Source organism: Paraburkholderia denitrificans (assembly GCF_042655705.1).
GTDB classification, from domain to species: Bacteria; Pseudomonadota; Gammaproteobacteria; order Burkholderiales; family Burkholderiaceae; genus Paraburkholderia; species Paraburkholderia denitrificans.
This window is the reverse complement of record NZ_JBHSMP010000019.1, coordinates 1-24,018: the sequence shown is the minus strand read 5'-3', so window position 1 is coordinate 24,018 and position 24,018 is coordinate 1. Positions and strand designations below refer to the sequence as shown.

Below are 24,018 nucleotides of genomic sequence, written 5' to 3'. Positions count from 1 at the left end.
GTAATGGCAACGACACTCAACGAAAATCTGTTGCTGGCGATTCCACTCGCACCGCTCGCCGGTTCGATGATTGCCGGTCTGTTTGGCAAAGCGGTCGGGCGCGCCGGTGCGCACACGGTCACCATCCTCGGCGTCGCGATTGCATTCGTGCTCTCGTGCATCACGTTCTTCGACGTGCTGGGCGGCGCGAGCTTTCACGCCACCATCTACGAATGGATGTCGGTGGGCAACCTGAAGTTCGAGGTTGGCTTCCTCGTCGACTCGCTCACGGCGCTCATGATGTGCGTGGTGACCTTCGTGTCGCTGATGGTGCACGTCTACACGATCGGCTACATGGCGGAAGAAGAGGGCTACCAGCGCTTCTTCTCGTACATCGCGCTCTTCACCTTCTCGATGCTGATGCTCGTGATGAGCAACAACTTCCTGCAGCTGTTCTTCGGCTGGGAAGCAGTGGGTCTCGTGTCTTACCTGCTGATCGGCTTCTACTTCAAGCGTGAAAGCGCGATCTACGCGAACATGAAGGCGTTCCTCGTGAACCGCGTGGGCGACTTCGGCTTCCTGCTCGGTATCGGCCTGCTGCTCGCGTACGGCGGTTCGCTCAACTACAGCGAAGTGTTCACGAAGGGCCACGACATCGCCGCGATGACGTTCCCGGGCACCTCCTGGAACATGATGACGGTCGCGTGTATCTGCCTCTTCATCGGCGCGATGGGTAAGTCGGCGCAGTTCCCGCTGCACGTGTGGCTGCCCGATTCGATGGAAGGCCCGACGCCGATCTCCGCGCTGATCCACGCCGCCACCATGGTGACGGCCGGTATCTTCATGGTCGCGCGCATGTCGCCGCTGTTCGAACTCTCCGAAGCAGCGCTGTCGTTCATCGTCGTGATCGGCGCGATCACCGCGCTCTTCATGGGCTTCCTCGGCATCGTCCAGAACGACATCAAGCGCGTGGTCGCGTACTCGACGCTCTCGCAGCTCGGCTACATGACGGTCGCGCTCGGCGTCTCGGCGTACCCGGTTGCGATCTTCCACCTGATGACGCACGCGTTCTTCAAGGCGCTGCTGTTCCTCGGCGCGGGCTCGGTCATCATGGGCATGCACCACGATCAGGACATGCGCAACATGGGCGGTCTGCGCAAGTACATGCCGATCACCTGGATCACGTCGCTCATCGGTTCGCTCGCGCTGATCGGCACGCCGTTCTTCTCGGGCTTCTACTCGAAAGACTCGATCATCGACGCAGTGAAGGTCTCGCACCTCGCAGGCTCGGACTTCGCGTACTTCGCGGTGGTCGCCAGCGTGTTCGTGACGGCGCTGTACTCGTTCCGTATGTACTTCCTCGTGTTCCACGGCGAAGAGCGCTTCCGCCATCCGAAGCACCCGGATTCGCCGATGGGCGCGGAAGCGGCCTCGCACGAGCATGACCATGACGACCACCACGGCCATCACCATGTGCACGTGCCGCACGAGTCGCCGTGGGTGGTCTGGGTGCCGCTCGTCCTGCTCGCGATTCCTTCGGTGATCGCCGGTGCATGGGCCATCGAGCCGCTGCTGTACGGCAGCTACTTCCAGCATGGCGTCGCGTTCGACAAGGTGATTTTCATCGGCCAGAACCATGCGGGTCTTGCCGAAATGGCTGAAGAATTCCACGGCTGGGTCGCCATGGGCGCGCATGCGTTCTCGGGCGTGCCGGTCTGGCTCGCACTCTCAGGCATCGTGGTCGCGTGGTTCTTCTATATGAAGCGCCCGGACCTGCCGGCTGTGGTGCAACGCACATTCGCGCCGGTCTACAAGCTGCTCGCGAATGCGTATTACCTCGACAAGATCAACGAAGTCGTGTTCGCGCGCGGCATGTTGGCGATCGGCCGTGGTTTGTGGAAAGAAGGCGACGTGGTCGTGATCGACGGCGTCGTGAACGGGAGTGCGAAATTTATCGGATGGTTTGCGTCGGTTATCCGTTTCCTGCAATCCGGCTACATCTACCATTACGCGTTTGCGATGATCGTAGGTATGCTCGGGCTCCTGACCCTGTTTGTAACGCTCGGCGGCAAGTGAGGCGAGGAAAACTGCATGCACGCTTATCCGATTCTTAGTATCGCAATCTGGCTGCCGATCGTTTTCGGTGTCCTGGTTCTGGCAGTGGGTTCCGACCGGAACCCGGGCACGGCCCGCTGGCTCGCGCTCATCGGCTCCTTGCTTGGCTTTCTCGTCACGATTCCGCTGATTTCGGGATTCGACGTGAGCACAGCGGATCTCCAGTTCGCTGAAAAGTCCTCCTGGATCGATCGTTTCAATATTACGTATCACCTCGGCGTCGACGGCATCTCGATGTGGTTCGTCGTGCTGACCGCGCTCATCACCGTCATCGTGGTGGTGGCCGGCTGGCAGGTCATCACGAAGAACGTCGCGCAGTACATGGCCGCGTTCCTGATCCTGTCGGGGCTGATGGTCGGCGTTTTCAGCGCTGCCGATGGCATGCTGTTCTACGTGTTCTTCGAAGCAACCCTGATCCCGATGTACATCATCATCGGCGTGTGGGGCGGTCAGAACCGCGTGTACGCAGCCTTCAAGTTCTTCCTGTACACGCTGGCCGGCTCGCTGCTGATGCTGATCGCGCTGCTGTACCTGTACCGCGAAACCGGCACGTTCGATCTCGCGACGTGGCAGGCAGCCAAGATCCCGATGACGCCGCAGATCCTGCTATTCATCGCATTCTTCTTCGCGTTCGCGGTGAAGGTGCCGATGTGGCCGGTCCACACGTGGTTGCCGGACGCCCACGTCGAGGCGCCCACGGGCGGTTCCGTCGTGCTGGCCGCGATCATGCTGAAGCTCGGCGCGTACGGTTTCCTGCGCTTCTCGCTGCCGATCGCGCCTGACGCAAGTCACTATCTCGCGCCGGTCATCATCACGCTGTCGCTGATCGCCGTGATCTACATCGGTCTCGTCGCGATGGTGCAGGCCGACATGAAGAAGCTGGTTGCGTACTCATCGATTGCGCACATGGGTTTCGTCACGCTCGGCTTCTTTATGTTCGGCGAGTCGAGCAAGCTCGCGATGGAAGGCGGCATCGTCCAGATGATCTCGCACGGCTTCGTTTCGGGCGCCATGTTCCTTTGTATCGGCGTGCTGTACGACCGCATGCATACGCGCCAGATCGCCGATTACGGCGGTGTGGTCAACACGATGCCGAAGTTCGCGGCATTCGCGATGCTGTTCGCCATGGCCAACTGCGGCCTGCCGGGAACCTCGGGTTTCGTCGGCGAATTCATGGTGATTCTCGCGGCCGTGAAGTTCAACTTCTGGATCGGGTTCGGCGCTGCGTTCACGCTGATTCTCGGTGCGGCCTATACGTTGTGGATGTACAAGCGTGTGTACTTCGGTGCAATCGCGAACGACCACGTGCGCGAACTGAAGGACATCAGCTGCCGTGAGTATCTGGTGCTGGGTGTGCTCGCACTGATGACGCTTTTCATGGGCCTCTACCCGAAGCCCTTTACCGATGTGATGCACGTTTCCGTGGATAACCTCCTCTCCCATGTTGCAGTGTCGAAACTGCCGCTGTCACAGTAACGTCGAGCGGAGGACATAAAGATCATGCCAAACGCCCCTATGAACGCACTGCTTCCCGACGCGCTGGTGATGGCCGCCATCACCGTCGCGTGGCTCAACGACACGTTGACGGGCCGAGCGGGCCGCAAGACGACTTACTTCATCTCGCTGCTGTCCACGCTTGTGGGCGGCCTGTGGTTCGCGGTGAACGCGTTCGATCCGCACGTGTACTACTACTTCTCGCGTATGTACGTGGTCGACCCGTTCGCCAGCGCGATGAAGGCAGCCGTGACGCTCGGCTTCGCCGCGACGATCGTCTATTCGCGCAAGTACCTGGAAGACCGCGACATGTTCAAGGGCGAGTTCTTCCTGCTCGGCCTGTTCTCGCTGCTTGGCCAGATCGTCATGATCTCGGGCAACAACTTCCTCACGCTGTATCTCGGCCTCGAACTGATGTCGCTGTCGCTCTACGCGGTGATCGCACTGCGCGGCGGCCAGACGCAGTCGAACGAAGCGGCGATGAAGTACTACGTCCTCGGCGCACTGGCTTCCGGCTTCCTGCTGTACGGCATTTCGATGATCTACGGCGCGACCGGTTCGCTCGAACTGAACGAAGTGCTGAAGGCCATCGCATCGGGTCATATCAACGACGTCGTGCTGCTGTTCGGCGTGGTGTTCATCGTGGCGGGCGTGGCGTTCAAGATGGGCGCGGTGCCGTTCCACATGTGGGTGCCGGACGTCTATCAAGGCGCGCCCACGGCGATGACGCTGCTCACCGGCGGCGGCCCGAAGGTTGCGGCTTTCGCCTGGGGCGTGCGCCTGCTCGTGATGGGTCTCTGGCCGCTCGCCTTCGACTGGCAGCAAATGCTGATCATCCTCGCGGCGCTCTCGATGATCGTCGGCAACATTACCGGTATCGTTCAGCGCAACATCAAGCGCATGCTCGCGTACTCGGCGATCTCGAACATGGGCTTCGTGTTGCTCGGCCTGCTGGCCGGCATCGTGGACGGCAAGGCGACCGGCGCGGCCAACGCGTACAGCTCGGCGATGTTCTACAGCATCATCTATCTGCTGACGACGCTCGGCGCGTTCGGTGTCGTGATGCTGCTCGCACGCCGCAACTTCGAAGCCGATACGCTCGACGATTTCAAGGGCCTCAACCAGCGTAGCCCGGTGTTCGCGTTCGTGATGATGGTGATGATGTTCTCGCTCGCCGGCATCCCGCCGACGGTCGGCTTCTACGCCAAGCTCGCGGTGCTCCAGGCAACGATTAACGCAGGCCTGACGTGGCTCGCCGTGCTTGCGGTGATCACCTCGCTGTTCGGCGCGTTCTACTACCTGCGCGTCGTCAAGCTGATGTACTTCGATGCGCCGCAGGACACCTCGCCGATCGAAAGCGGTGCGGGCAATCGCATGCTGCTCGCGCTCAACGGCGTGGCTGTGCTCGTGCTCGGTATCGTTCCTGGTCCGCTGATGACGCTCTGCCTGCAGGCCGTCACGCATACGCTGCAACTGTAATGTCTGCTGCCGGCTGGTTCGTCGTTCTGTTGGCGCTCGCCGGCGCCAACCTGCCGTTCGCCAACCAGCGGTTGTTCGGTGTTGTGCCGCTGCGCGCAAAGAAGAAGAGCGTGTGGCTGCGCATCGCCGAATTGATCGTTTTGTATTTCGTGGTCGGCGCGTTCGGCTTCCTGCTGGAAGCGCGCGCCGGCAACCGGTTCGCGCAGGGCTGGCAGTTCTACGCCATCACGTTCAGTCTGTTCGTGGTGTTCGCGTTCCCCGGCTTCACCTGGCAGTATCTCGTCAAACGCCGTTCGGCATAGCTCAGGCTTCGAGCTTCTCAGGCGCTCGCCTTGCGTTTGTCTTCACGCGGGCGCCTATCAATCCGCTCTCACGCGGCATCCCAGAGGTTGAACATGGCTGCTGAACATCTGCAACACGACCGGGCACTCGCTGAGACGTGCGTCGAAAGCACGACGCTCTACGCGGGCAACTTCCTCACCCTCAAGCGCGACACGGTGGAATTGCCGGACGGCAAGCATGCGACGCGCGAGTTCGTGCTGCATCCCGGCGCGGTGATGGTGATCCCGTTGTTCGACGATGGCCGCGTGCTGATGGAGCGCCAGTATCGCTATCCGCTGTCGCGCGTGATGACCGAGTTTCCTGCTGGCAAGCTCGATCCGCAGGAAGGCGCGCTCGCCTGCGCGAAGCGCGAATTGCGCGAGGAGACGGGGTACACGGCGCGCGAGTATGTCTACCTGACGCGGATTCATCCGGTCATTTCGTACTCGACGGAATTCATCGACATCTATCTCGCGCGCGGTCTGATCGCCGGTGAAGCCAATCTCGATGAAGGCGAATTCCTCGAAACCTTCACGACGACGCTGCCCGAATTGCTCGAATGGGTGCGCAACGGCCGGATCACCGATGTGAAGACGATCATCGGTACCTTCTGGCTGGAAAAGGCGCTTGGCGGCAACTGGCCGCTCGGCGAAGCAGAGAAGGGCTGAATCCACGCTGTCATGCGTGGGCATCGATCGACGGCGGCCCGCCAGGCCGCCGTTGGCGTTTGTTGGCGCTCAACGTGCGCGATCAGCGGCGCTCGCCGCACGGCGCTACAATCGTGCACCCGCCCGATTCCACGCAGACTCCAGGCGGCCGGAAAATTTCTGAACGACCGTTCACAAATCTGAATTTTGCGCTACACTCGCTGCTAAGCCCCGATTCCCCATGAAGGTCCTTGATTTACAGTGCCCAGACGGCCATCGGTTCGAAGGCTGGTTTGCCTCCGCTGACGACTTCGAGTCGCAGCGTGCGCGCAAGCTGGTCGAATGCCCGATGTGCGGCGCCACCGAGGTGAGCCGCCTGCCGTCCGCGCCCCGGCTGAATCTGTCCGGTGCGACCGAGCCGGGCGCCAGGCCTGCGGAGAAACAAGCCGCACAGTGGCAAGGCCTGGCGTTGCGTGCACTGCGCGAGGTCCTGGAGAAGACGGAGAACGTGGGCGACCGTTTCGCCGAGGAGGCGCGGCGCATGCACTACAACGAAGCGCCGTCGCGCAAAATCCGCGGAGTTGCTACCGCGGAGGATGCGCAAGCTCTTGTCGAAGAAGGCATCGATGTGATGCCGCTGCCGGTTCCGGCTGCGCTGAAGGGCTCGCTGCAGTAACCATGCGGGTCTTCGCCGCGGCGGCATGGGCTGCGGCGAGGAGACACTGCGCATGGATCTCGATTATTCCCCCGCCGACGACGCATTTCGCGCCGACATCCGCGCGTGGCTTGAGGCCAATCTGCCTCAGGCGCTGCGCGACAAGGTACTCAACCACAAACGCCTGAGCCGCGACGACATCGTCAGCTGGCACCGGCTGCTCGGCCAGAAGGGCTGGTCGGCGCCGGCGTGGCCCGTCGAATGGGGCGGCCCCGGCTGGACCGAAGTGCAGCGCCACATCTGGGATGCCGAATGCGGGCGCATCGGTGCACCGATCGTGCTGCCGTTCGGCGTGTCGATGGTCGCGCCCGTGCTCATGAAGTACGGCAACGAAGCGCAGAAGCGTTACTACCTGCCGCGTATCCTCGCGGGCACCGACTGGTGGTGCCAGGGCTATTCCGAACCGGGCTCGGGTTCCGATCTTGCGTCGCTGCGCACGCGTGCCGTACGGGTCAAGGACGATTCCGGCGATCACTACGTCGTGAATGGCCAGAAGACCTGGACCACGCTCGGCCAGCACGCCGACATGATGTTCTGCCTCGTGCGTACCGATCCCGCCGCGAAGAAGCAGGAGGGCATCTCGTTCCTGCTCATCGACATGAAGACGCCGGGCATCACCGTGCGCCCGATCATCACGCTCGACGAAGACCACGAAGTCAACGAAGTGTTCTTCGAAGACGTGAAGGTGCCGGCCGAGAATCTCGTCGGCGAAGAGAATCGCGGCTGGACCTACGCGAAGTATCTGCTCGGCCATGAACGCACCGGCATCGCGCGCGTGGGCGCATCGAACCGCGAACTGGCATTCCTCAAGAGCGTCGCGCTCAAGCAGAAGAAAAACGGCAAGCCGCTGCTGCACGACCCGGTATTTGCGGCGCGCGTGGCCGCCGTCGAAATCGAATTGATGGCGCTCGAAGTGACTGCCGAGCGCGTGATCGCGAGCAGCGGTAACGGTCGCGGCCCGGGTCCCGAAGCGTCGATGCTCAAGATCAAGGGCACCGAAATCCAGCAGGCGCTGACCGAACTGATGCTCGATGCGGTCGGCCCGCTGGCCGCGCCGTTCGATCCGGCGTTCCTCGAGGGCAAGCACCCGCACGCAGCGGGCGGCGACGACGACGCGGCTCCGCTCGCGGCGTACTACTTCAACTACCGCAAGACGTCGATTTACGGCGGGTCGAACGAAATCCAGAAGAACATCATCGCGCAGATGATTCTCGGGATCTGAGGAGCGGCGCAATGGACTTCAATTTCACCGAAGAGCAACAGCAACTTTCCGACGCGTTGCGTCGCTATCTCGACAAGAACTACGGCTTCGAAGCGCGCCAGGCGATCGTGAAGACCACCGAGGGCGTCTCGGCCGTTCACTGGAATGCATTTGTCGAGCTCGGTCTCACGGCGCTGCCTGTGCCGTCGGCGCAGGGCGGCTTCGATGGCACGCCGTTCGACATGCTGGCCGTCATGCAGCAGCTTGGCCGCGCGCTGGTTGTCGAGCCGTACTGGGCGACGGCGGTCGGCGTCGAAGCGCTCCGGCTTGCGGGCGATGTGCAAGGCGAAGATGCAACCTTGCTCGAACGCGTGGCCACAGGCGAAGTGCGGCTCGCGGTGGCTTTCCACGAACCCGATGCGCGCTACGACCTGTTCTCGCTCGCTACCACGGCGAAGGAAACGGGCGACGGCTACTCGCTCACGGGCACAAAGTCGGTCGTGCAGCACGGCGCGCAAGCCGACTTCTGGATCGTCCCGGCGCGTGTTGCGGGCGAGGTTGCGCTGTTCGTCGTCGCACGCGGCGCGAAGGGTGCCGATGTGAGCGACTACCGCACGATTGATGGCCAGCGCGCCGCGACGCTCAAGTTCAACGGTGCGCACGCGCGCCGGCTGGGCGGCGCATCGGTTGACACATCGGTGGGCGCGGCGACGTGGGAGCGCATCGCCGATTACGCGACCTTCCTGCTGTGCGCGGAAGCGCTCGGCGCGATTGACGCGCTCACGAGCGCGACCGTCGAATACACGAAGACGCGCCAGCAGTTCGGCGTGCCGATTGCGCGTTTCCAGGCGCTGCAGCACCGCATGGCGGACATGCTGATTCACGCCGAGCAGGCTCGTTCGATCACGTACCTCGCCGCGGCGCGCTACAGTAGCGAGTCGCCCGACGAACGCCGCCGCGCGATTTCCGCCGCGAAAGTGCGCGTGGGGCAGGCGGCGCGTTACGTCGGTCAGCAAGCCGTGCAATTGCATGGCGGCATGGGCGTCACCAACGAGGTCGCGGCGGCTCACCTGTTCAAGCGCCTCGCGATCATCGAAACGACGCTCGGCGATGTCGATCATCATCTGGAGCGCTTCACCGCGCTGCCGGGCTTCGCGCAAGCGGCTGCATAAGCGGCTGCATGAGCGCGGCCACATCGAGGAAAGCAACGATGACTGTGAGTTACGAAGATCTCGAAGTCGGCAGGTCGTACACGGTCGGCTCGCACACGTTCACGCGCGAGGAGATCGTGCATTTCGCCGAGCAGTTCGATCCGCAGCCGTTCCATATGAGCGAGGAGGCCGCCGAAGCGTCGATGTTCGGCGGGCTCGTCGCGAGCGGTTGGCATACGTGCTCGGTCATGATGGGCATGCTCGTGCGCAACTTCCTGGGCGATTCGACGTCGATGGGCTCGCCCGGCGTCGATGATATCCGCTGGCTCAAGCCGACGCGCGTCGGCGACACGCTCACCATGACGAACACCATCGTCAGCAAGCGCGTGTCGTCGAGCAAGCCCGATCGCGGCATCGTCGAAACGCGTTGGGACGGTGTTAACCAGCACGGCGAAACCATCGTCACGGTGCGCTCGAAGGCCCTGTTCGGGCTGCGGCATCCGGGGAGCGCATCATGAGCGAAAGCGGCATGGTTCAGATTGCCGATGTGGCGACGCTGCGCGCGCTCGCGGGCGGCACGCCGTTCGTGAGCGCCTGGATCGAGGTGGGTGAGCCGCAGGTGCTCGACTTTGCCGAAGCCACCGGCGACCACCAGTGGATTCACGTCGATGCAGAGCGCGCGCGCCGCGAGTCGCCGTTCGGCGGTCCTGTCGCGCATGGTTTTCTCACGCTTTCGCTGATGCCGACGCTGCTCGCGCAGACCGTGAAGATCCATCAGCGTATGGGGGTGAACTACGGGCTCAATCGCGTGCGCTTCACGTCGCCCGTGCCGGTCGGCTCGAAAGTGCGTGCGCGCTTTGGCGTGAAGGAAGCGGAAGATGCCGCCGACGGCAGCGTGCAGGTGACGTGGAACGCGACCATCGAGTGCGAGGGCAGCGAACGGCCCGCGTGCGTGGCCGAATTCATTACGCGGCATTACTTCTGATCGCGTTCGCCTGTGCATTAGCACAGGCGCGCATCGGAACACCATCGAATCGAAGGGGCGTGCGGCACGCGTTGCTGGACGCCCCTTTTTTATGCGCTTTTGGAGCGTTTTTCTGTGCGCTCAGTGCTTCGCGTACTGCGTCGCGCCGAACAGGATTTCGCGCTCCTTGTCGCTGGTGATCGGCTTGCGCGCGGCAGCGAGTACCTCCACGCCACGCCTGACCGCAGGCCGCTCCGCAATCGTCTCGTGCCAGCGCTTCACGTTCGGCAGGCTGTCGAGATCGATGCCCTGGTTCTGCCACGAACGCGTCCAGGGAAATGCGGCGATGTCGGCGATGGTGTACTCGTCGCCGGCGAGATACTTGGTCTTCCCGAGCTGCGTTTCCATGACGTTGTAGAGCCGCTTCGCCTCATTCGTGTAGCGGTTGACGGCGTACTGGATCTTTTCGGGCGCATAGATGCGGAAGTGGTGCGCCTGGCCGAGCATCGGCCCGAGTCCGCCCATCTGGAACATGGTCCACTGCAGCACGTCGTAGCGCGCAGCGAGGTCGTCGGGCATGAACTGGCCGGTTTTCGCCGCCAGATAAATCAGGATCGCGCCCGATTCGAAGAGCGAGAACGGCTTGCCGTCGGCACGGACCGGGCCTTCCGAATCGACAATGGCGGGAATCTTGTTATTCGGGCTGATGGCGAGAAAGTCGGACTTGAACTGGTCGCCCGCGCCGATATCGACCGGATGAACGCGGTATTCGAGGCCGGTTTCCTCGAGCATGATATGCACTTTGTGGCCGTTCGGCGTGGCCCAGCTATAGACGTCGATCATTGTGTCTCCATGGCACTGTGGACGGGGAGCGCTGCGGCCCGGCCGCAGCGCCTCAACTCGCGCAGATTAGAGCACAGTTCGATGAGGGATGCAGAGCGTGAGCATGCATCCCTCCTGCATGCGCGAACTTACGGCCGCGAAGCTGCGTCGAGTTCCTTGTAGCGCCCGTATTCGAGCTTGGCGATTGCGTTGCGGTGAACCTCGTCGGGGCCGTCGGCGAAGCGCAGCGTGCGAGCCGACGCATACGCATAGGCGAGCGGGAAGTCGCCGCTCACGCCCGCGCCGCCATGTACCTGGATCGCCCAGTCGAGCACCTGGCAGGCCACGTTCGGCGCCACTACCTTGATCATCGCGATCTCGCCGCGCGCGCCCTTGTTGCCGACGGTATCCATCATGTACGCGGCCTTGAGCGTGAGCAGGCGTGCCTGCTCGATCATGCAGCGCGCCTCGGCGATGCGCTCCTGCGTGACCGTTTGCGCCGAGATCGGCTTGCCGAACGCCACGCGCGTGAGGGCGCGTTTGGTCATGTATTCGAGCGCGCGTTCGGCGACGCCGATGAGGCGCATGCAGTGGTGGATGCGGCCCGGCCCGAGCCGCCCCTGGGCGATCTCGAAGCCGCGCCCTTCGCCGAGCAGGACGTTCGACGCGGGCACGCGCACGTTCTTGAGCGTGATCTCCATGTGGCCGTGCGGTGCGTCGTCGTAGCCGAACACCGTGAGCGGGCGGCGCACCGTGATGCCTTCAGCGTTGGCGGGCACGAGGATCATCGACTGCTGCGCGTGGCGCGGTGCGTCGGGATCGGTCTTGCCCATGACGATGTAGACCGCGCAACGCGGATCGCCCGCGCCCGAGGACCACCACTTGACGCCGTTGATCACGTAGTCGTCGCCGTCGCGCGTGATGCGCGTCTGGATATTGGTCGCATCCGACGAGGCGACATCGGGCTCAGTCATCAGGAATGCCGAGCGGATCTGGCCTTCGAGCAGCGGTTGAAGCCACTGGCGCTTGTGCTCCTCGGTGCCGTAGCGCTCGATGGTCTCCATGTTGCCGGTGTCCGGCGCGCTGCAGTTGAATACTTCGGGAGCCCAGTGCACGCGGCCCATGATCTCGCACAGCGGGGCGTATTCGAGGTTCGTGAGTCCGGCGCCGCGACTCGACTCGGGCAGGAACAGGTTCCACAAGCCTGCCTCGCGTGCCTTGAGCTTCAGTTTTTCGACGATCTCGGTGGGCACCCATGCATTGCCGTTCGCGCGATTGCGCGCGACTTCCTCATGGAAGAGGTGCTCGTTCGGGTAAATATGTTCGTCGAAAAACGCGAGCAACTTCTCGCGCAGCGCCTGCACTTTCGGTGTGTAATCGAAGTTCATCTATAACCTCGCCAGGAAAATAGCTGTCGTGCGGAAAATGTTTCAGCGGACCTTCAGCGGACCCTCAGCGGACTTTCTGCGCGTAGCGCCACGCGAGCTCGGCCATCGGTCGTGCGCGTGCGCCTGCATCGACGGCCTGGGCGCTTGCCGCTGTGCCATCCACGACGCGTTTCATGATGCCCTGCAGAATCGCGGCGATGCGGAACATGTTGTACGCGAGATAGAAGTTCCAGTCGCCGCGAATCTCGAGGCCGGTGCGCGCGCAATAACGCTCGACGTAGTGCTGCTCGTCGGGGATGCCGAGCGCGGCCCAGTCGAGTCCGCCGATGCCGCGGAACTGCGCCGGATCGACGTGCCAGGCCATGCAGTGATACGAGAAGTCGGCGAGCGGGTCGCCGAGCGTCGATAGCTCCCAGTCGAGTACCGCGAGCACGCGCGGCTCGGTCGGATGGAAGATGAGATTGTCGAGGCGATAGTCGCCGTGCACGACCGAAATGCGCGCGCCCGCGTTGTCGGGCACATGCTGCGGCAGCCATTCGATCAGGCGATTCATCGCATCGATCGGCTCGGTTTCCGAGGCCTGATACTGGCGGCTCCAGCGATCGATCTGGCGTGCGAAATAATTGCCTGGCTTGCCGTAATCGGCGAGGCCGATCGCTTCGGGCGACACGTTATGCAGCGCTGCGATTACGCGGTTCATTTCGTCATAGATCGCCGCGCGTTCTTCGCGCGACATGCCGGGCAGCGACTGGTCCCACATCACGCGGCCCTCGACGAACTCCATCACGTAGAACGCGCGGCCGATCACCGCTTCGTCCTCGCATAGCGCGAGCATCCTGGCGACGGGGACATCGGTCGCGCCGAGTGCATCCATCACGCGGTATTCGCGTTCGATCGCGTGCGCCGACGGCAGCAGCTTCGCCTTCGGGCCCGGCTTGGCGCGCATCACATAAGTGCGCTGCGGCGTGACGAGCTTGAACGTCGGGTTCGACTGGCCGCCTGCGAACTGCTCGACCGTGAGCGGGCCTGCGAATCCATCGACGTGCGCCGCGAGCCAGGCCGCGAGCGCTTCGATGTCGAAGCGCTGCCGTTCGGCCACGGGACGCGTGCCCTCGAACGCCGAATAATCGCTCGGGGCCGGCGCCGGGTTGTACTTCTGCTTCGGGGTGTCTCCATCCGGGCTGGCTTGCGCCATATTTGTCTCCCCCTCTTGTTTATGGATGCCGCGCGCTAGGTGCGCGGGCGAAAGCGCAGGAATTGCGCGTACAGCATTTCCATGGTCGTGTTACGCGTTTCGTGATGGAGCGGTGACGGCGGCGAATAGTTGAGTGCGCGCACAATCCAGTCGCCGCTTGCCGTGCCGACGTCGAGTGCGTTGATACAGCCCGTCGCCTGGGCCAGATGGCCGAAGAACGTGCGCCCGCCTGCGGTGATTGCGTGCGAGAGGATCGCGCGGTTCACACCGCCGTGCAGCACGAGCAGCGCGGTGTCCCACGACGGATCGGCGCGCAGCGCGGCAAGCGCGGGCAGCACGCGATCGAGCAGTTCGCCGATGGTCTCGCCGCCGAGAAAGCGCATGTCTTCGGGGACGATGCCATCGAACGCGCGCAGGAATGCGTTCTCCACTTCGCCGGGCGGAATCGAAGCGAGGCGGCCGCCGCGAATCTCTTCCCACGCGGGCTGTACTTCGAGTTCGATCTGCTGGCCGGTTTCTTCGAGCACATGCTGTGCCGTTTCGACCGTACGGCGCAGACCGCTCACGATCACACGGTCGAAACGCAGCGCCTGCGAGGCGAACGCGCGGCCTGCCGCTTTCGCCTGCGCGCGGCCGTTCTCGTTGAGCGGGACGGTATCGGGATCGATGGCGCGGCCCGAATCGTCGAAGTAGGTGACGTCGCCGTGGCGCATCAGAAAGATGCGGCGACGCGCGGGCATCTGGAAATCGCTCATCTACTTGTAGACCGGTGAACGTTTTTCGAGGAACGCGGTGATGCCTTCGAGCCCGTCGCGATGATGCAGCGACGCGACGAAATTTTCGCGTTCGGCGATCAGGTGATCGGCGAGCGGCTGCGTGTCGGCGACATTAACCAGGCCTTTGATCCGCGCAGCCGAATTCGGCGAGACCGCGGCGAGATCGTCGGCCCAGGCGAGCGCGGCATCGAGCGCCGTGTGCGGCCTGGCGAGGCGGTTGACGACGCCGAGTTCGGCGAGCCGTGCGGCGCCGATCGGCTTGCCTTCCAGCATCAGTTCGGTGGCGAGCGCACGCGGCAGCGCGCGGGAGAGAAACCACGAGCCGCCGCCGTCCGGCGTCAGGCCCACACGCGAGTACGACATGACAAATTTCGCGTCCTCGGCGGCGACCAGCAGATCGGCGGCGAGCGCGAGCGAGAAGCCTGCGCCTGCGGCAGCGCCTTCGACTGCGGCGATCACGGGCTTGCTCGACTGGCGCATCGCGTTGACCCACTCGGCGAGCATGTCGATGCTCGCGGCCTGCACCGATGGATCCTTCGCGCGGTTCTCCAGCAGGCGATTGAGGTTGCCGCCCGCGCAGAAGAAGTTGTCGGCGCCGGTCAGCACGATCGCGCGCAACGACGCGTCGCGCTCGGCGGCGTCGAGCGCTTCGATGGCGGCGGCGTACATGTCGGGATGGAGCGCATTGCGTGCGCCGGGATTCGACAGCGTGAGGACGAGCGACGATTCGTGCCCTTGCGGCCGGCTGCTGCGGAGTTCGGCACTCATGCGCGGACCTCGTCTGGTTTGTTGCGCAGTGTGCCGCGCGGTTCGTTGCGCCGAGTGGCGTCAGGCAGGATCGATGCGCCGTACGGCTTGTCAGCGGCTGCGAGGCGGGAGAAGGTAGCGGCAAGTTCGTCGCGCGCGGCTGCTGCGGCTACGATGCCGGTTGTCTCAATGTAGAAATAATGGGAAGTCATTGGAAACTTCACTCCATGAGTGTCCTAGAATAGCACGGTCGTACATTTATATGGCAACAGATTGCGGCGCTGTTCGCAGCAGCGCTGTATTCAAGGAGAGACGAGGATGATCAAGCTGCACGGTTTCGCGCTGTCGAACTACTTCAACAAGGTCAAGCTCGTGCTGCTCGAGTACGGCATCGCCTTCGAGGAGGTGATCGACAAGCTGCCGCTCGACGAGGCGCTGCGCGCGCATTCGCCTGCAGGCAAGGTGCCGTTCATCGAGACCGAAAACGGTTCTCTGTGCGAATCGGAAGTGATTGTCGAGTATCTGAACGCGCGCTTTCCCGAGCATCGCATTTTCGCGGCCGATCCGTGGCAGGCGGCGAAGGAGCGCGAACTCATCACGTTTGTCGAAACCCATCTGGAACTCGAAGCGCGCGAACTCTACGTCGAGGCGTTCTTTGGCGGCACGGTGAGCGACGAGGTCAAGGCGACGGCGCAAAAGCGCCTGCACCGTTATATCGGCGCCTTCAAGCGGCTCGCGAAATTCGCGCCGTATGTGGCGGGCGAGCGGTTCAGCGTGGCCGATGCGGCGACCTTCGTGAGCCTGCCGCTCGTCGCGACGGCGACGCAGAAGATCTATGGCGTCGATCTCGTGGCAGAGGCGGGCATCGACTGGAAGGCGTACCTGAAGCTGATCGGCGAGCGGCCCTCGGCGCAGCGCGTGAATGCCGACCGCAAGGCGTATATCGCGGCCAACGCGTAAGCGAAGATCGTGCGGCGGCGCTTGCAACACGCGCAACATGCCGCCGCGCTTCGCTGTGGCCTCGCGCGATGCTCGGGAACGCAGGGTCGTTCGCGGATGCATCGCGCCGGCTTCGTCAGAGTCGCGCGAGACGTTCGAGCGCGGTGGCGAGCGTGCTTTCGCGCTTCGCGAAACAGAAGCGCACGACGCCCGATTCATGCGGTTCGTGATAGAACGCCGAGACCGGAATCGCGGCCACGCCGATCTCGGTCGTGAGCCACTTCGAGAACTCGGCTTCGGGCAGGTCGCTGATCGCGGAATAATCGACGCACTGAAAATAGGTGCCCTCGCACGGCAGCAGCTTGAAGCGCGTGTTCGCGAGGCCCGCGCGGAAGAAATCGCGCTTCTTCTGATAGAACGCCGGCAGGTCGAGATACGGATTCGGGTCGCGCAGATAGTGCGCGAGACCGACTTGCATCGGCGTGTTCACGGTGAACACGTTGAACTGGTGCACCTTGCGGAATTCGGCCGTGAGCGGCGCGGGCGCGGCCACGTAGCCCACTTTCCAGCCTGTCACGTGATACGTCTTGCCGAAGCTCGACACGATGAAGCTGCGGGCCGCCAGTTCCGGATAGCGCGCGACGCTCTCGTGCGGCGCGCCGTCGTAGACCATGTGCTCGTAGACCTCATCGGAGAGGATCAGCACGTTGGTGCCGCGCACGATAGCTTCGAGCTGGCGCATGTCCTCGGCGCGCCACACCGTACCCGTCGGGTTGTGCGGCGTGTTGATGAGGATGAGGCGCGTCTTCGGCGTGATCGCGGCGGCGAGCCGGTCGAACGGAATCGCGTACTCGGGTGCTTCCAGCGTGACGAAGACGGGCTTGCCGCCCGCGAGTTCGATGGACGGCAGATAGCTGTCGTAGGTCGGCTCGACGACGATCACCTCGTCGCCCGGATGGACCGCGCAAAGGATCGCGGTCAGCAACGCCTGGGTCGCGCCCGCCGTCACCGTGATCTCGGTGTTCGCGTCGTAGCGGCGGCCGTAGACGTGCGCGATCTTGTCGGCGATCGCCTCGCGCAGCGCGGGCACGCCGGCCATCGGCGGATACTGGTTGTGGCCTTCGCGCATGGCCTGCGCGACGGCATCGACGATGCGCGCGTCGCAGTCGAAGTCGGGAAAGCCCTGGCCCAGATTCACGGCGCCTTTTTCTGCGGCGAGCGCGCTCATCACGGAGAAGATCGTCGTGCCGACATTGGGCAGACGCGACGGAAATGAGGGCGTGAGCGGCGTGGACGAAGATTCGTTCGGCAAATGCGGTGCGTTCATGGCGCGGGCAGACGGTGGACGGTCAATCGGGAAAGCCTGATTGTAGGCATATGCAGGCAAATCCGCGCGTTCCCGCGTGATTGCCGTGCGCGAGGCGCATCAGGCGCAGGCGGATTGCGCGGCGGCGAGCCCGGTTTCGTCGATGAAGGCACCCGGTGTCGCAACGCGAAAGCCGAAGTCGCGCGCCATGCGCTTCGCGAGCTTGAGCACGGCGCGATCCTTCGAAACGAGCCATGCTGCGCCGCTTGCGCGCGCGAGTTCGAGGAATTTCTGGTCGTCGCGGTCGCGGCACAGCGGCAAGGGCCGTGCGTCGTCGGGCAGGGCGGGCGGGACGATCAGGTCGGCGAGGCGCGACACGCTCGCGAGCGCATCGGCTTTTTCGACGCCGCGTTGCACGAGGTGCGGGTAGTCCAGCACATGCGTGAGTTCGGCGAGACAGCGCGCGTCGATCAATGCGCGCAGCGCGCCGCTTTCGAGCGCGGCGCGGATCGGGCGCGTGTGCGGATCGTCGAACACGAGGATGTCGAGCCACACGTTCGAATCGAGAACCACGGACAGTGCGGCTGCGGAGGGCTGGGGCTGAAAACCGGTCATTCGTGACATTCGCTACAATCGGGCTTTCGCCTTGAACATTGGCACTGCGTGCCTGCAAGCCTCTATGATAATCGTTCTGTCGCCAGCCAAATCGCTCGACTACGACACGCCGGCGCACATCGAAACCCACACGATCCCCGCTTTCGTCGAAGACGCAGCCGAACTGATCGACGGCCTGCGCCGTTTGTCACCCCAGCAGATCGGCTCGCTCATGAGCATCTCCGATCAACTCGCGCGCCTGAATTTCCAGCGCTACGCCGACTGGTCGAAAGAGTTCAGCGAGGCTAACGCGAAGCAGGCCGTGCTCGCGTTCAATGGCGACGTCTATGAGGGTTTCGACGCCAGATCGCTCTCCGCCACCGATCTCGACTACGCGCAGCAGCACGTGCGCGTGCTCTCGGGCCTCTATGGCGTGCTGCGTCCGCTCGATTTGCTGCAACCGTATCGCCTCGAAATGGGCACGCGCTTCGAGAATGCGCGCGGCAAGGATCTCTATGCGTTCTGGGGCGAGCGCATTACGCATGCGCTCAACGCGCAGCTCGAACACAACGCGAAGAGCGCGCGCGTGATCGTGAACTGCGCATCGAACGAATATTTCAAGGCGGTCAAGCCGAAGCAGCTCGCGGCGCCCGTGGTCACACCGGTCTTCGAGGACTGGAAGGGCGGCCGGTACAAGATCATCAGCTTCCATGCGAAGCGCGCGCGCGGCCTGATGGCGCGTTATGCGGTCGAGCATCGCATCGCCGAGCCGCAAGGGCTCAAGGGCTTCGACGCCGAGGGTTACACGTTCGTTGCGGATGCATCGAACGATTCGACTTACGTATTTCGCCGGCGCATTGCCGAATAAGCCAGGAAAACAGCCATGACGCTTTCCATCACCAGCCAGTTCGACGCGGGCGCGATCGAAGTTCTGTCGTGCGAGCGCGCCGACGATATCCGCCTGCGCGTGCGCACCGATAATCAGTCCGAGTTCGCACAATGGTTCTACTTCCGGCTCTCGGGCGCGCGCGGCGAGCGTTGCGTGATGACGTTCGAGAACGCGGCGGCCTGTGCGTTTGCGGAAGGCTGGCACGGCTACCAGGCTGCGGCGAGCTACGACCGCGTGAACTGGTTCCGCGTGCCGACTTCGTACGACGGCCAGAAGCTCACGATCGATCACACGCCGGATTTCGACAGCATCTACTACGCGTATTTCGAGCCTTACAGCGAGGAGCGTCACGCCGAGTTTCTCGGCGCGCTGCAGCAACTGCCGCATGCGACGCTCACCGAACTGGGCCAGACCGTCGAGGGCCGGCCGATGTCGCTGCTCACGCTCGGCACGGCGGGCGACACGACGCCGGATGGCAAGCCGAAGAAGACGGTCTGGATCATCGCGCGCCAGCATCCGGGCGAGTCGATGGCGGAATGGTTCGTCGAAGGGCTCGTGAAGCGTCTCGCGGGCTGGGGCGACTGGGCGGGCGATCCGGTCGCGCGCAAGCTCTACGACCGTGCGGTGTTCCACATCGTCCCGAACATGAATCCGGATGGCAGCGTGCACGGCAACCTGCGCACCAACGCCGCAGGCGCGAACCTGAACCGCGAATGGATGGAGCCGGACGCGCAGCGCAGCCCCGAAGTGCTGGTGGTGCGCGAGGCGATCGAAGCGACGGGCGTCGATCTCTTCTTCGACATCCACGGCGACGAAACGCTGCCTTATGTGTTCGTGGCAGGCTCGGAGATGTTGCCGGGCTTTACCGAGCAGCAGCGCGTCGAGCAGAAGGCTTTTATCGAGGCATTCAAGATCGCGAGCCCCGATTTTCAGGATCAGCATGGCTACGAGTCGAGCCGCTATCGCGAGGACGCACTCAAGCTCGCGTCGAAGTACATCGGCCACCAATACGGGTGCCTGTCGCTGACGCTGGAGATGCCGTTCAAGGACAACGCCAACCTGCCCGACGAGCGAGTCGGCTGGAATGGCGAGCGCAGCGCCGCGCTCGGTGCCGCGATGCTGCAGGCCATCCTGCATCACGTGGAGACGTTCGCGTAAGCTTGTACGCGCGCAAGAAAAAGGGGAAGCGGTGCGAACCGCTTCCCCTTTTTTGTGGCTCAGCGCCGATGCGGCGTATCAGGTCCTGGTTGTTTTCTTTTTCGCCGACCTGGCTTGCTTCGAGCTGCTTTTGGCGCTGCTCGTTGCCGCAGGCTTGTGGCTCGATTTTTTTGAAACACCCTTCTTCGAACCCTTGTGGGTCGACTTCTTCGCTCCGTGCTTGCCCTTGCCGTGCGAGCTGCCATGCGCACGCGCGGGCGGCACCGGGTCGTTCCAGCTGAACGCGAGCATCTGGTTGCCGACGTAGCCGCAGCGGAATTTCAGATCGTACGGCTCGTGATTGCTGTTCTGCGGAATGCCGATGCCCTCGACGGTCACGATCGTATCGACCTTGACGCGCTGCTTGCCGTTGTCGAACGAGTCGTTCCAGGGCGCGACGCTTGAATGGGCGCTGTCGAACGAGGTGGGCGGAAATTCGACGTGATCGAGCGCTGTTGATGTGCTGGCGACGAAATGGCCGTGCGCGGCGCAGTCGGCGACCAGCGGATCGGCGTGCATCTGGTTGACGAAGGTGTTGACGAGGTCGTTGTGCTGATCGAGCTGATCGGCACGGGCTGGCTGCGCGAAGGCGAACACGAGGCTCGCGGTGCATGCGGCAAGCCGGCCGGCTGTGACCAGCAGCCGGTGGGATGCAGAGTTGCGGTCCATCTTGGTGTAGGAGTGCGGTGTGACGTGAGACACGGTAAGAGCTTGCAACGTGCCGGGGAGTTCAATCCTGAAATAATTTTTCTGGCCTCTGACTCGCCGGCTTGCCGCGAGTGGCATGGACCGCCCTGCTACCACACTCGGTCGCGCGAGTTCTGTCAGGGCAGCATTTTAGCGCAGGTGGGTAGCGATTCCGTGGAGCGGACCCTCAAGTGCGCGGGCCGCCCAGTCGATAGCGGCGCACGTCGTAGGTCGTGACCCATGCGGGCCGGTAGACGGCAATCAGCGCGGTCGCCATGCCGGTAAACCATGCTTCGCCGGATGCCAGCAGAAATACGCTGAACGCGTAGCTCGCCGGCACGACGAGCATCGAGCCGCCAGTGAGTGCGATATGGATGCCGAGTGCCAGATAGGCGGTGATCGAAACGGCGATGGCGGGCGAGATGAAGCCCTGGCCCACGATGAACATGAGGAGGTTGCGCGGCAGCCAGGCCGTGCACGCGCGCTGCAGCAGCGCGGAAATGGCGACCGGGACGGCGCCGAACAGAAGGAACGTCAGCGCGACGCCGTCCCAGGGTGTATCGAAGACGAGCGCCGCGAGTGCGACGACCACGGCCATGGCGACGAGCGCGAGGCCCCAGTCGAATAGCGTCACGACGAGCGTGGCGCCGATCAGGTGCAGCACGGTGCCGTCCTCGAGCCAGGCGTTGCTGGCCCACAGTACGGCCACCGCCACGATGATCGCGAGCCACACGTGCTGCAGCGTCGCATCCTGAAGCCGCTTGAACGGGTTGTTCCACAACGCGAGCGCGAGCACGCCGAGGGCGACAACCCACCCAACGACTACGAACCATAACGGCAGCGGCGTATATAGGAACCCCATGTCTCAATATTACTCGTTGGGCGGCGAAACGTGTGCACGGGGTGTGGCGGGCGGGTCCTCCTCGGCGTTTGCGTTGCTGGCGGATGCCTCGGTGCACTGTGCGAGACCGGATGTGCCCCACGGGCAGCCGGGTTCTGCGGCTATTGGTAGCGCGGGTAGCGCTTCGACGCTGTCGCCTGCCAGCAACGGATAGCGGAACGGCTCTGTGTCGCGCGGCCGCAGCGGCACCACGCCGTGCTGCCCGTGCACCGGCTTCGGCGTCGGCTCGCCCTGGGCGCGCAACACCTCCAGCTGATTCGACAGCAGGCCGTTGTAGATCGCGACGGCCGCGGCGCGGTTGGGTGCGCCGAGTTGCTGGAAGATGCTCGTCAGATGGATCTTGACCGTACCTTCGCTGATGCCGAGTGCGCGGGCGATCATCTTGTTCGTGCTGCCCATGTGGACGCAGCGGAGGATCTGCTCCTGACGGGGCGACAGGCGCACGAAAGTGCGCCGGCCGCGCGCCAGTGTGTCGCTCTTGCCCGGATGCCGCGGCGGGGGCGGTGAGGGTGGCGCGGGCCACGGCGCGCGAAGCACGTCGGCGGGCAGGTGATCGCCGCCTAGCAAAATGAGTTCGAGCAGCTTGACGATGAGGATCGAGTCGGTAGTGCGCCGGATAATGCCGCGCGCGCCTTCGTCGAGTAGCGCCTGCACGCCCGAGGGCGGCTCCGCGCTATCCACGAGCACGGCGATGGGCAGGGTACGGTGGTGGTTCGCAAAATTCTTCAGTTCGCCGGCGCGGATGCCGTGATGCCAGTCGATCACGAACAGATTCGGGGTGAAGCGTTGCATCACGCGTTCGGCGCTGCGCCAGTCGGGAGCGTCGTTGAAGCGCGCGCGCCGATCGATCTGTCTTAGCAGCGCCTTGAGTCCTTCGCGCCTTTCGGCGTCCGGATTGAATACTGCGAACCGCATGAAATACCCTCCTGTGACTGACGACCTCTCGAATGGATGCGTGGCGCGCACGTTGTACTCGCCTGCGGAATTGGACCAACAGCGCCATGATGACAAAAAGCTTGCATCGCGTGGACTGTCCAGAAGGTGTAAGACTTACGGATCAAAAAAAATCCCGCGCGAAGGCGGGACTGGGTAGGAATCTGACGCGAGGCTCAGTGGAAGTGCGGCTGGACGGGCTCGGAATCTTCCGGCATTTCGGCATGCACGATTTCGCCGAGCGGGTCTGCGTAGAGCGGCACGCCGCAATCGTCGCAATACTCCGGCTCGAAACGTCCGGCGTGACGGCGGATTTCAGTGATGCCCGACTCCTTGAGCAGCGCGACGATCTCTTCGAGCGGGCCGTTGCCGCCGTTTTCTTCGGTCGGTTCTTCGTCGATGTCCGCGTCGCCATTCTCGCGGCCATACAGCGGCCAGACGACGCCATAGAGGACATCGTTGCTGCCGCGCCGTGTGAAGCCGATGCGGTATTCGTCGACGCGCCGCTCGCCGAAGCCCGCAACGACGGCGCGCAGGTCCTGCGCGGAGGCGCCGGTGGTGTCGACCAGGTAGCGGACGGCGGTGCGGATCGTATGCGGGCGCACACGTTCGTCGGCATCGCGGCAGGCCGAGTAGTACGCGTCAGGCAGCAGGCACTCGAATTCGCAGCCGGGCATCACGACCGCGAGATTGGCGCCGCCCTGCGTCGCCCATTGTTCGAGGCACTGGCTGCGCTCGATGCGCGAGCCATGTTCCTCCTCTTGCCAGCGGAAGAGCGGCTCGCCGACGGGCGCTGCCACGACGGTGAGCAGGAAGCGCGGATCGGCGAGGATGGGCGACGTTTCGGGCAGTTCGCCCGAGCTGATCTTCGCGGCGCTGCCGCTCAGCGCGGCCTGCGTGAGTTGTTGCGCGAGACGCCAGGTTTCGACGTGATGGCGCGGCAACTGATCGATGCTGTACAGGTAGGGGGCCATCGCGACGCGCGTACCGCTTGCGAGCACGTGTGCTTGCAGGTGTGCGCGCAGGGCGTCGGCGTTGTCGGCCTTCAGCGGGCCTGCGGGGATGACATAGCGGGTCCAGGCAAGCACCGGCGCGGCGACGAGCAGCGCCTCATATTGCGTACCGTCGTGTTCGACGACGAACGATTCGCTGTGCGTTTCGGCCATGTCGGCGAGCGCGCCGTATGCGTCCGGATGATTTTGCTGCAGGTGATCGAGCGCGGCGTCGAGGGTCGTTTGATTGCCGTTGCGCACGACCTTCGCTAGCAGCGTGTCGAGTTTGGCTTCCCAGAAGCGATCTTCGGTGCGGCTGCCCGAGGCGAACAGGGCGAGCGACAGGCCGACAAGCTTGTCGGCGTCCGGAGGAAGGCGTTTGGCGATTCGCGAGCGCATAAATCTATGTATTGGAATGCAGAGAACCTCATATTCTAGACTGTTCCGTGCGCGGCATCGGGTTGCGCTGCGGCGATGGCTGACGCTGTGCCGCTGGCGGCGCTCACCGGGAACCGGTAGAAAATTTTTCTCCGCGCCCCCCTTGCGCGATGGGGGTGGAGGGCGGTAAGATTCGCCCCCTTCGCAG

25 protein-coding genes are annotated in these 24,018 nt (G+C 63.7%); 13 read left to right on the top strand and 12 right to left on the bottom strand.

The features are described from left to right. Window positions 1–3 precede the first annotated feature (3 nt). From nuoL to ACFPTO_RS16135, 10 genes are all read left to right on the top strand, one after another. Window positions 4–2,055 carry an NADH-quinone oxidoreductase subunit L gene (nuoL, locus tag ACFPTO_RS16180; RefSeq protein WP_377712702.1) on the top strand — a complete coding sequence of 684 codons (2,052 nt, stop codon included), beginning with the start codon at window positions 4–6 and terminating at the stop codon, window positions 2,053–2,055. A 15-nt stretch (window positions 2,056–2,070) separates the two neighbouring features. Beyond that, entirely contained in the window at window positions 2,071–3,570 is a 1,500-nt protein-coding gene (locus ACFPTO_RS16175; protein ID WP_377712700.1) for an NADH-quinone oxidoreductase subunit M, read from the top strand. Between the two features lie 24 nt (window positions 3,571–3,594). Further along, the gene (gene nuoN / locus ACFPTO_RS16170; RefSeq protein ID WP_377712698.1) at window positions 3,595–5,067 is read left to right on the top strand and encodes an NADH-quinone oxidoreductase subunit NuoN; all 1,473 of its coding nucleotides are present in this window, start codon (window positions 3,595–3,597) and stop codon (window positions 5,065–5,067) included. Further along, window positions 5,067–5,369 carry a DUF2818 family protein gene (locus tag ACFPTO_RS16165; protein WP_377712696.1) on the top strand — a complete coding sequence of 101 codons (303 nt, stop codon included), beginning with the start codon at window positions 5,067–5,069 and terminating at the stop codon, window positions 5,367–5,369. Before nuoN ends, ACFPTO_RS16165 begins: the two co-directional genes overlap by 1 nt. A 93-nt stretch (window positions 5,370–5,462) precedes the next feature. After that, window positions 5,463–6,056, top strand: coding sequence for an NUDIX domain-containing protein (locus tag ACFPTO_RS16160; RefSeq protein WP_377712694.1), 594 nt, complete (start codon window positions 5,463–5,465; stop codon window positions 6,054–6,056). Window positions 6,057–6,276: 220 nt separating this feature from the next. Beyond that, the gene (locus ACFPTO_RS16155) at window positions 6,277–6,711 is read left to right on the top strand and encodes a DUF1178 family protein (protein WP_377712692.1); all 435 of its coding nucleotides are present in this window, start codon (window positions 6,277–6,279) and stop codon (window positions 6,709–6,711) included. 52 nt (window positions 6,712–6,763) lie between these two features. Next, window positions 6,764–7,972 carry an acyl-CoA dehydrogenase family protein gene (locus ACFPTO_RS16150; RefSeq protein ID WP_377712690.1) on the top strand — a complete coding sequence of 403 codons (1,209 nt, stop codon included), beginning with the start codon at window positions 6,764–6,766 and terminating at the stop codon, window positions 7,970–7,972. A gap of 11 nt (window positions 7,973–7,983) precedes the next feature. Beyond that, window positions 7,984–9,123 (top strand): acyl-CoA dehydrogenase family protein, encoded by a 1,140-nt coding sequence (locus ACFPTO_RS16145; RefSeq protein WP_377712688.1) that lies wholly within the window; start codon window positions 7,984–7,986, stop codon window positions 9,121–9,123. Between the two features lie 38 nt (window positions 9,124–9,161). Next, window positions 9,162–9,620: a MaoC family dehydratase gene (locus ACFPTO_RS16140; protein WP_377712686.1), complete on the top strand. Its 459-nt coding sequence runs from the start codon at window positions 9,162–9,164 to the stop codon at window positions 9,618–9,620. Beyond that, window positions 9,617–10,087 (top strand): MaoC family dehydratase, encoded by a 471-nt coding sequence (locus ACFPTO_RS16135; RefSeq protein ID WP_377712684.1) that lies wholly within the window; start codon window positions 9,617–9,619, stop codon window positions 10,085–10,087. The genes ACFPTO_RS16140 and ACFPTO_RS16135 overlap by 4 nt, the downstream gene beginning before the upstream one ends. Before the next feature lie 120 nt (window positions 10,088–10,207). Here ACFPTO_RS16135 and ACFPTO_RS16130 read toward each other — a convergent pair whose 3' ends face one another. The 6 genes from ACFPTO_RS16130 to ACFPTO_RS16105 all read right to left on the bottom strand — a co-directional run bounded on the left by ACFPTO_RS16130 (window position 10,208) and on the right by ACFPTO_RS16105 (window position 15,218). After that, window positions 10,208–10,909, bottom strand: a complete 702-nt coding sequence (locus ACFPTO_RS16130; protein ID WP_377712682.1) for a glutathione binding-like protein — start codon at window positions 10,907–10,909, stop codon at window positions 10,208–10,210. Window positions 10,910–11,037: 128 nt separating this feature from the next. After that, window positions 11,038–12,276 carry an acyl-CoA dehydrogenase family protein gene (locus ACFPTO_RS16125; RefSeq protein ID WP_377712680.1) on the bottom strand — a complete coding sequence of 413 codons (1,239 nt, stop codon included), beginning with the start codon at window positions 12,274–12,276 and terminating at the stop codon, window positions 11,038–11,040. Window positions 12,277–12,340: 64 nt separating this feature from the next. Then, complete coding sequence (locus ACFPTO_RS16120; protein ID WP_377712678.1) at window positions 12,341–13,471, bottom strand: phosphotransferase; 1,131 nt, start codon at window positions 13,469–13,471, stop codon at window positions 12,341–12,343. 35 nt (window positions 13,472–13,506) lie between these two features. Further along, window positions 13,507–14,226, bottom strand: a complete 720-nt coding sequence (locus tag ACFPTO_RS16115) for a histidine phosphatase family protein (RefSeq protein WP_377712676.1) — start codon at window positions 14,224–14,226, stop codon at window positions 13,507–13,509. Next, on the bottom strand, window positions 14,227–15,015 hold the full coding sequence (locus tag ACFPTO_RS16110; protein ID WP_377712674.1) for an oxepin-CoA hydrolase, alternative type: 789 nt from the start codon (window positions 15,013–15,015) through the stop codon (window positions 14,227–14,229). Next, complete coding sequence (locus ACFPTO_RS16105) at window positions 15,012–15,218, bottom strand: hypothetical protein (protein WP_377712672.1); 207 nt, start codon at window positions 15,216–15,218, stop codon at window positions 15,012–15,014. Before ACFPTO_RS16105 ends, ACFPTO_RS16110 begins: the two co-directional genes overlap by 4 nt. Window positions 15,219–15,312: 94 nt before the next feature. Here ACFPTO_RS16105 and ACFPTO_RS16100 point away from each other — a divergent pair, with 94 nt between their 5' ends. Beyond that, window positions 15,313–15,954: a glutathione S-transferase family protein gene (locus ACFPTO_RS16100; RefSeq protein ID WP_377712670.1), complete on the top strand. Its 642-nt coding sequence runs from the start codon at window positions 15,313–15,315 to the stop codon at window positions 15,952–15,954. Between the two features lie 115 nt (window positions 15,955–16,069). On the opposite strand, the gene ACFPTO_RS16095 is transcribed toward ACFPTO_RS16100, so the two are convergent. Beyond that, a complete protein-coding gene (locus ACFPTO_RS16095; RefSeq protein WP_377712668.1) occupies window positions 16,070–17,260 on the bottom strand; it encodes a pyridoxal phosphate-dependent aminotransferase in 1,191 nt (396 codons plus the stop codon). 99 nt (window positions 17,261–17,359) lie between these two features. After that, window positions 17,360–17,863, bottom strand: coding sequence for a putative toxin-antitoxin system toxin component, PIN family (locus tag ACFPTO_RS16090; protein ID WP_377712666.1), 504 nt, complete (start codon window positions 17,861–17,863; stop codon window positions 17,360–17,362). 55 nt (window positions 17,864–17,918) lie between these two features. Between ACFPTO_RS16090 and yaaA the strand changes: the two genes are divergently transcribed. Together yaaA and ACFPTO_RS16080 are read left to right on the top strand one after the other, a co-directional pair. Further along, the gene (gene yaaA, locus ACFPTO_RS16085) at window positions 17,919–18,701 is read left to right on the top strand and encodes a peroxide stress protein YaaA (protein WP_377712664.1); all 783 of its coding nucleotides are present in this window, start codon (window positions 17,919–17,921) and stop codon (window positions 18,699–18,701) included. A gap of 15 nt (window positions 18,702–18,716) precedes the next feature. Then, window positions 18,717–19,880, top strand: coding sequence for a M14 family metallopeptidase (locus tag ACFPTO_RS16080; RefSeq protein WP_377712662.1), 1,164 nt, complete (start codon window positions 18,717–18,719; stop codon window positions 19,878–19,880). Window positions 19,881–19,958: 78 nt separating this feature from the next. On the opposite strand, the gene ACFPTO_RS16075 is transcribed toward ACFPTO_RS16080, so the two are convergent. From ACFPTO_RS16075 to ACFPTO_RS16060, 4 genes are all read right to left on the bottom strand, one after another. Further along, entirely contained in the window at window positions 19,959–20,588 is a 630-nt protein-coding gene (locus ACFPTO_RS16075) for a BspC domain-containing protein (RefSeq protein WP_377712914.1), read from the bottom strand. Window positions 20,589–20,793: 205 nt separating this feature from the next. Continuing rightward, window positions 20,794–21,468, bottom strand: a complete 675-nt coding sequence (locus ACFPTO_RS16070; RefSeq protein ID WP_377712660.1) for an energy-coupling factor ABC transporter permease — start codon at window positions 21,466–21,468, stop codon at window positions 20,794–20,796. Between the two features lie 9 nt (window positions 21,469–21,477). Beyond that, on the bottom strand, window positions 21,478–22,422 hold the full coding sequence (locus ACFPTO_RS16065; protein WP_377712658.1) for a helix-turn-helix transcriptional regulator: 945 nt from the start codon (window positions 22,420–22,422) through the stop codon (window positions 21,478–21,480). Window positions 22,423–22,616: 194 nt separating this feature from the next. Continuing rightward, window positions 22,617–23,831 (bottom strand): DUF2863 family protein, encoded by a 1,215-nt coding sequence (locus tag ACFPTO_RS16060; protein ID WP_377712656.1) that lies wholly within the window; start codon window positions 23,829–23,831, stop codon window positions 22,617–22,619. Window positions 23,832–24,018 lie beyond the last annotated feature (187 nt).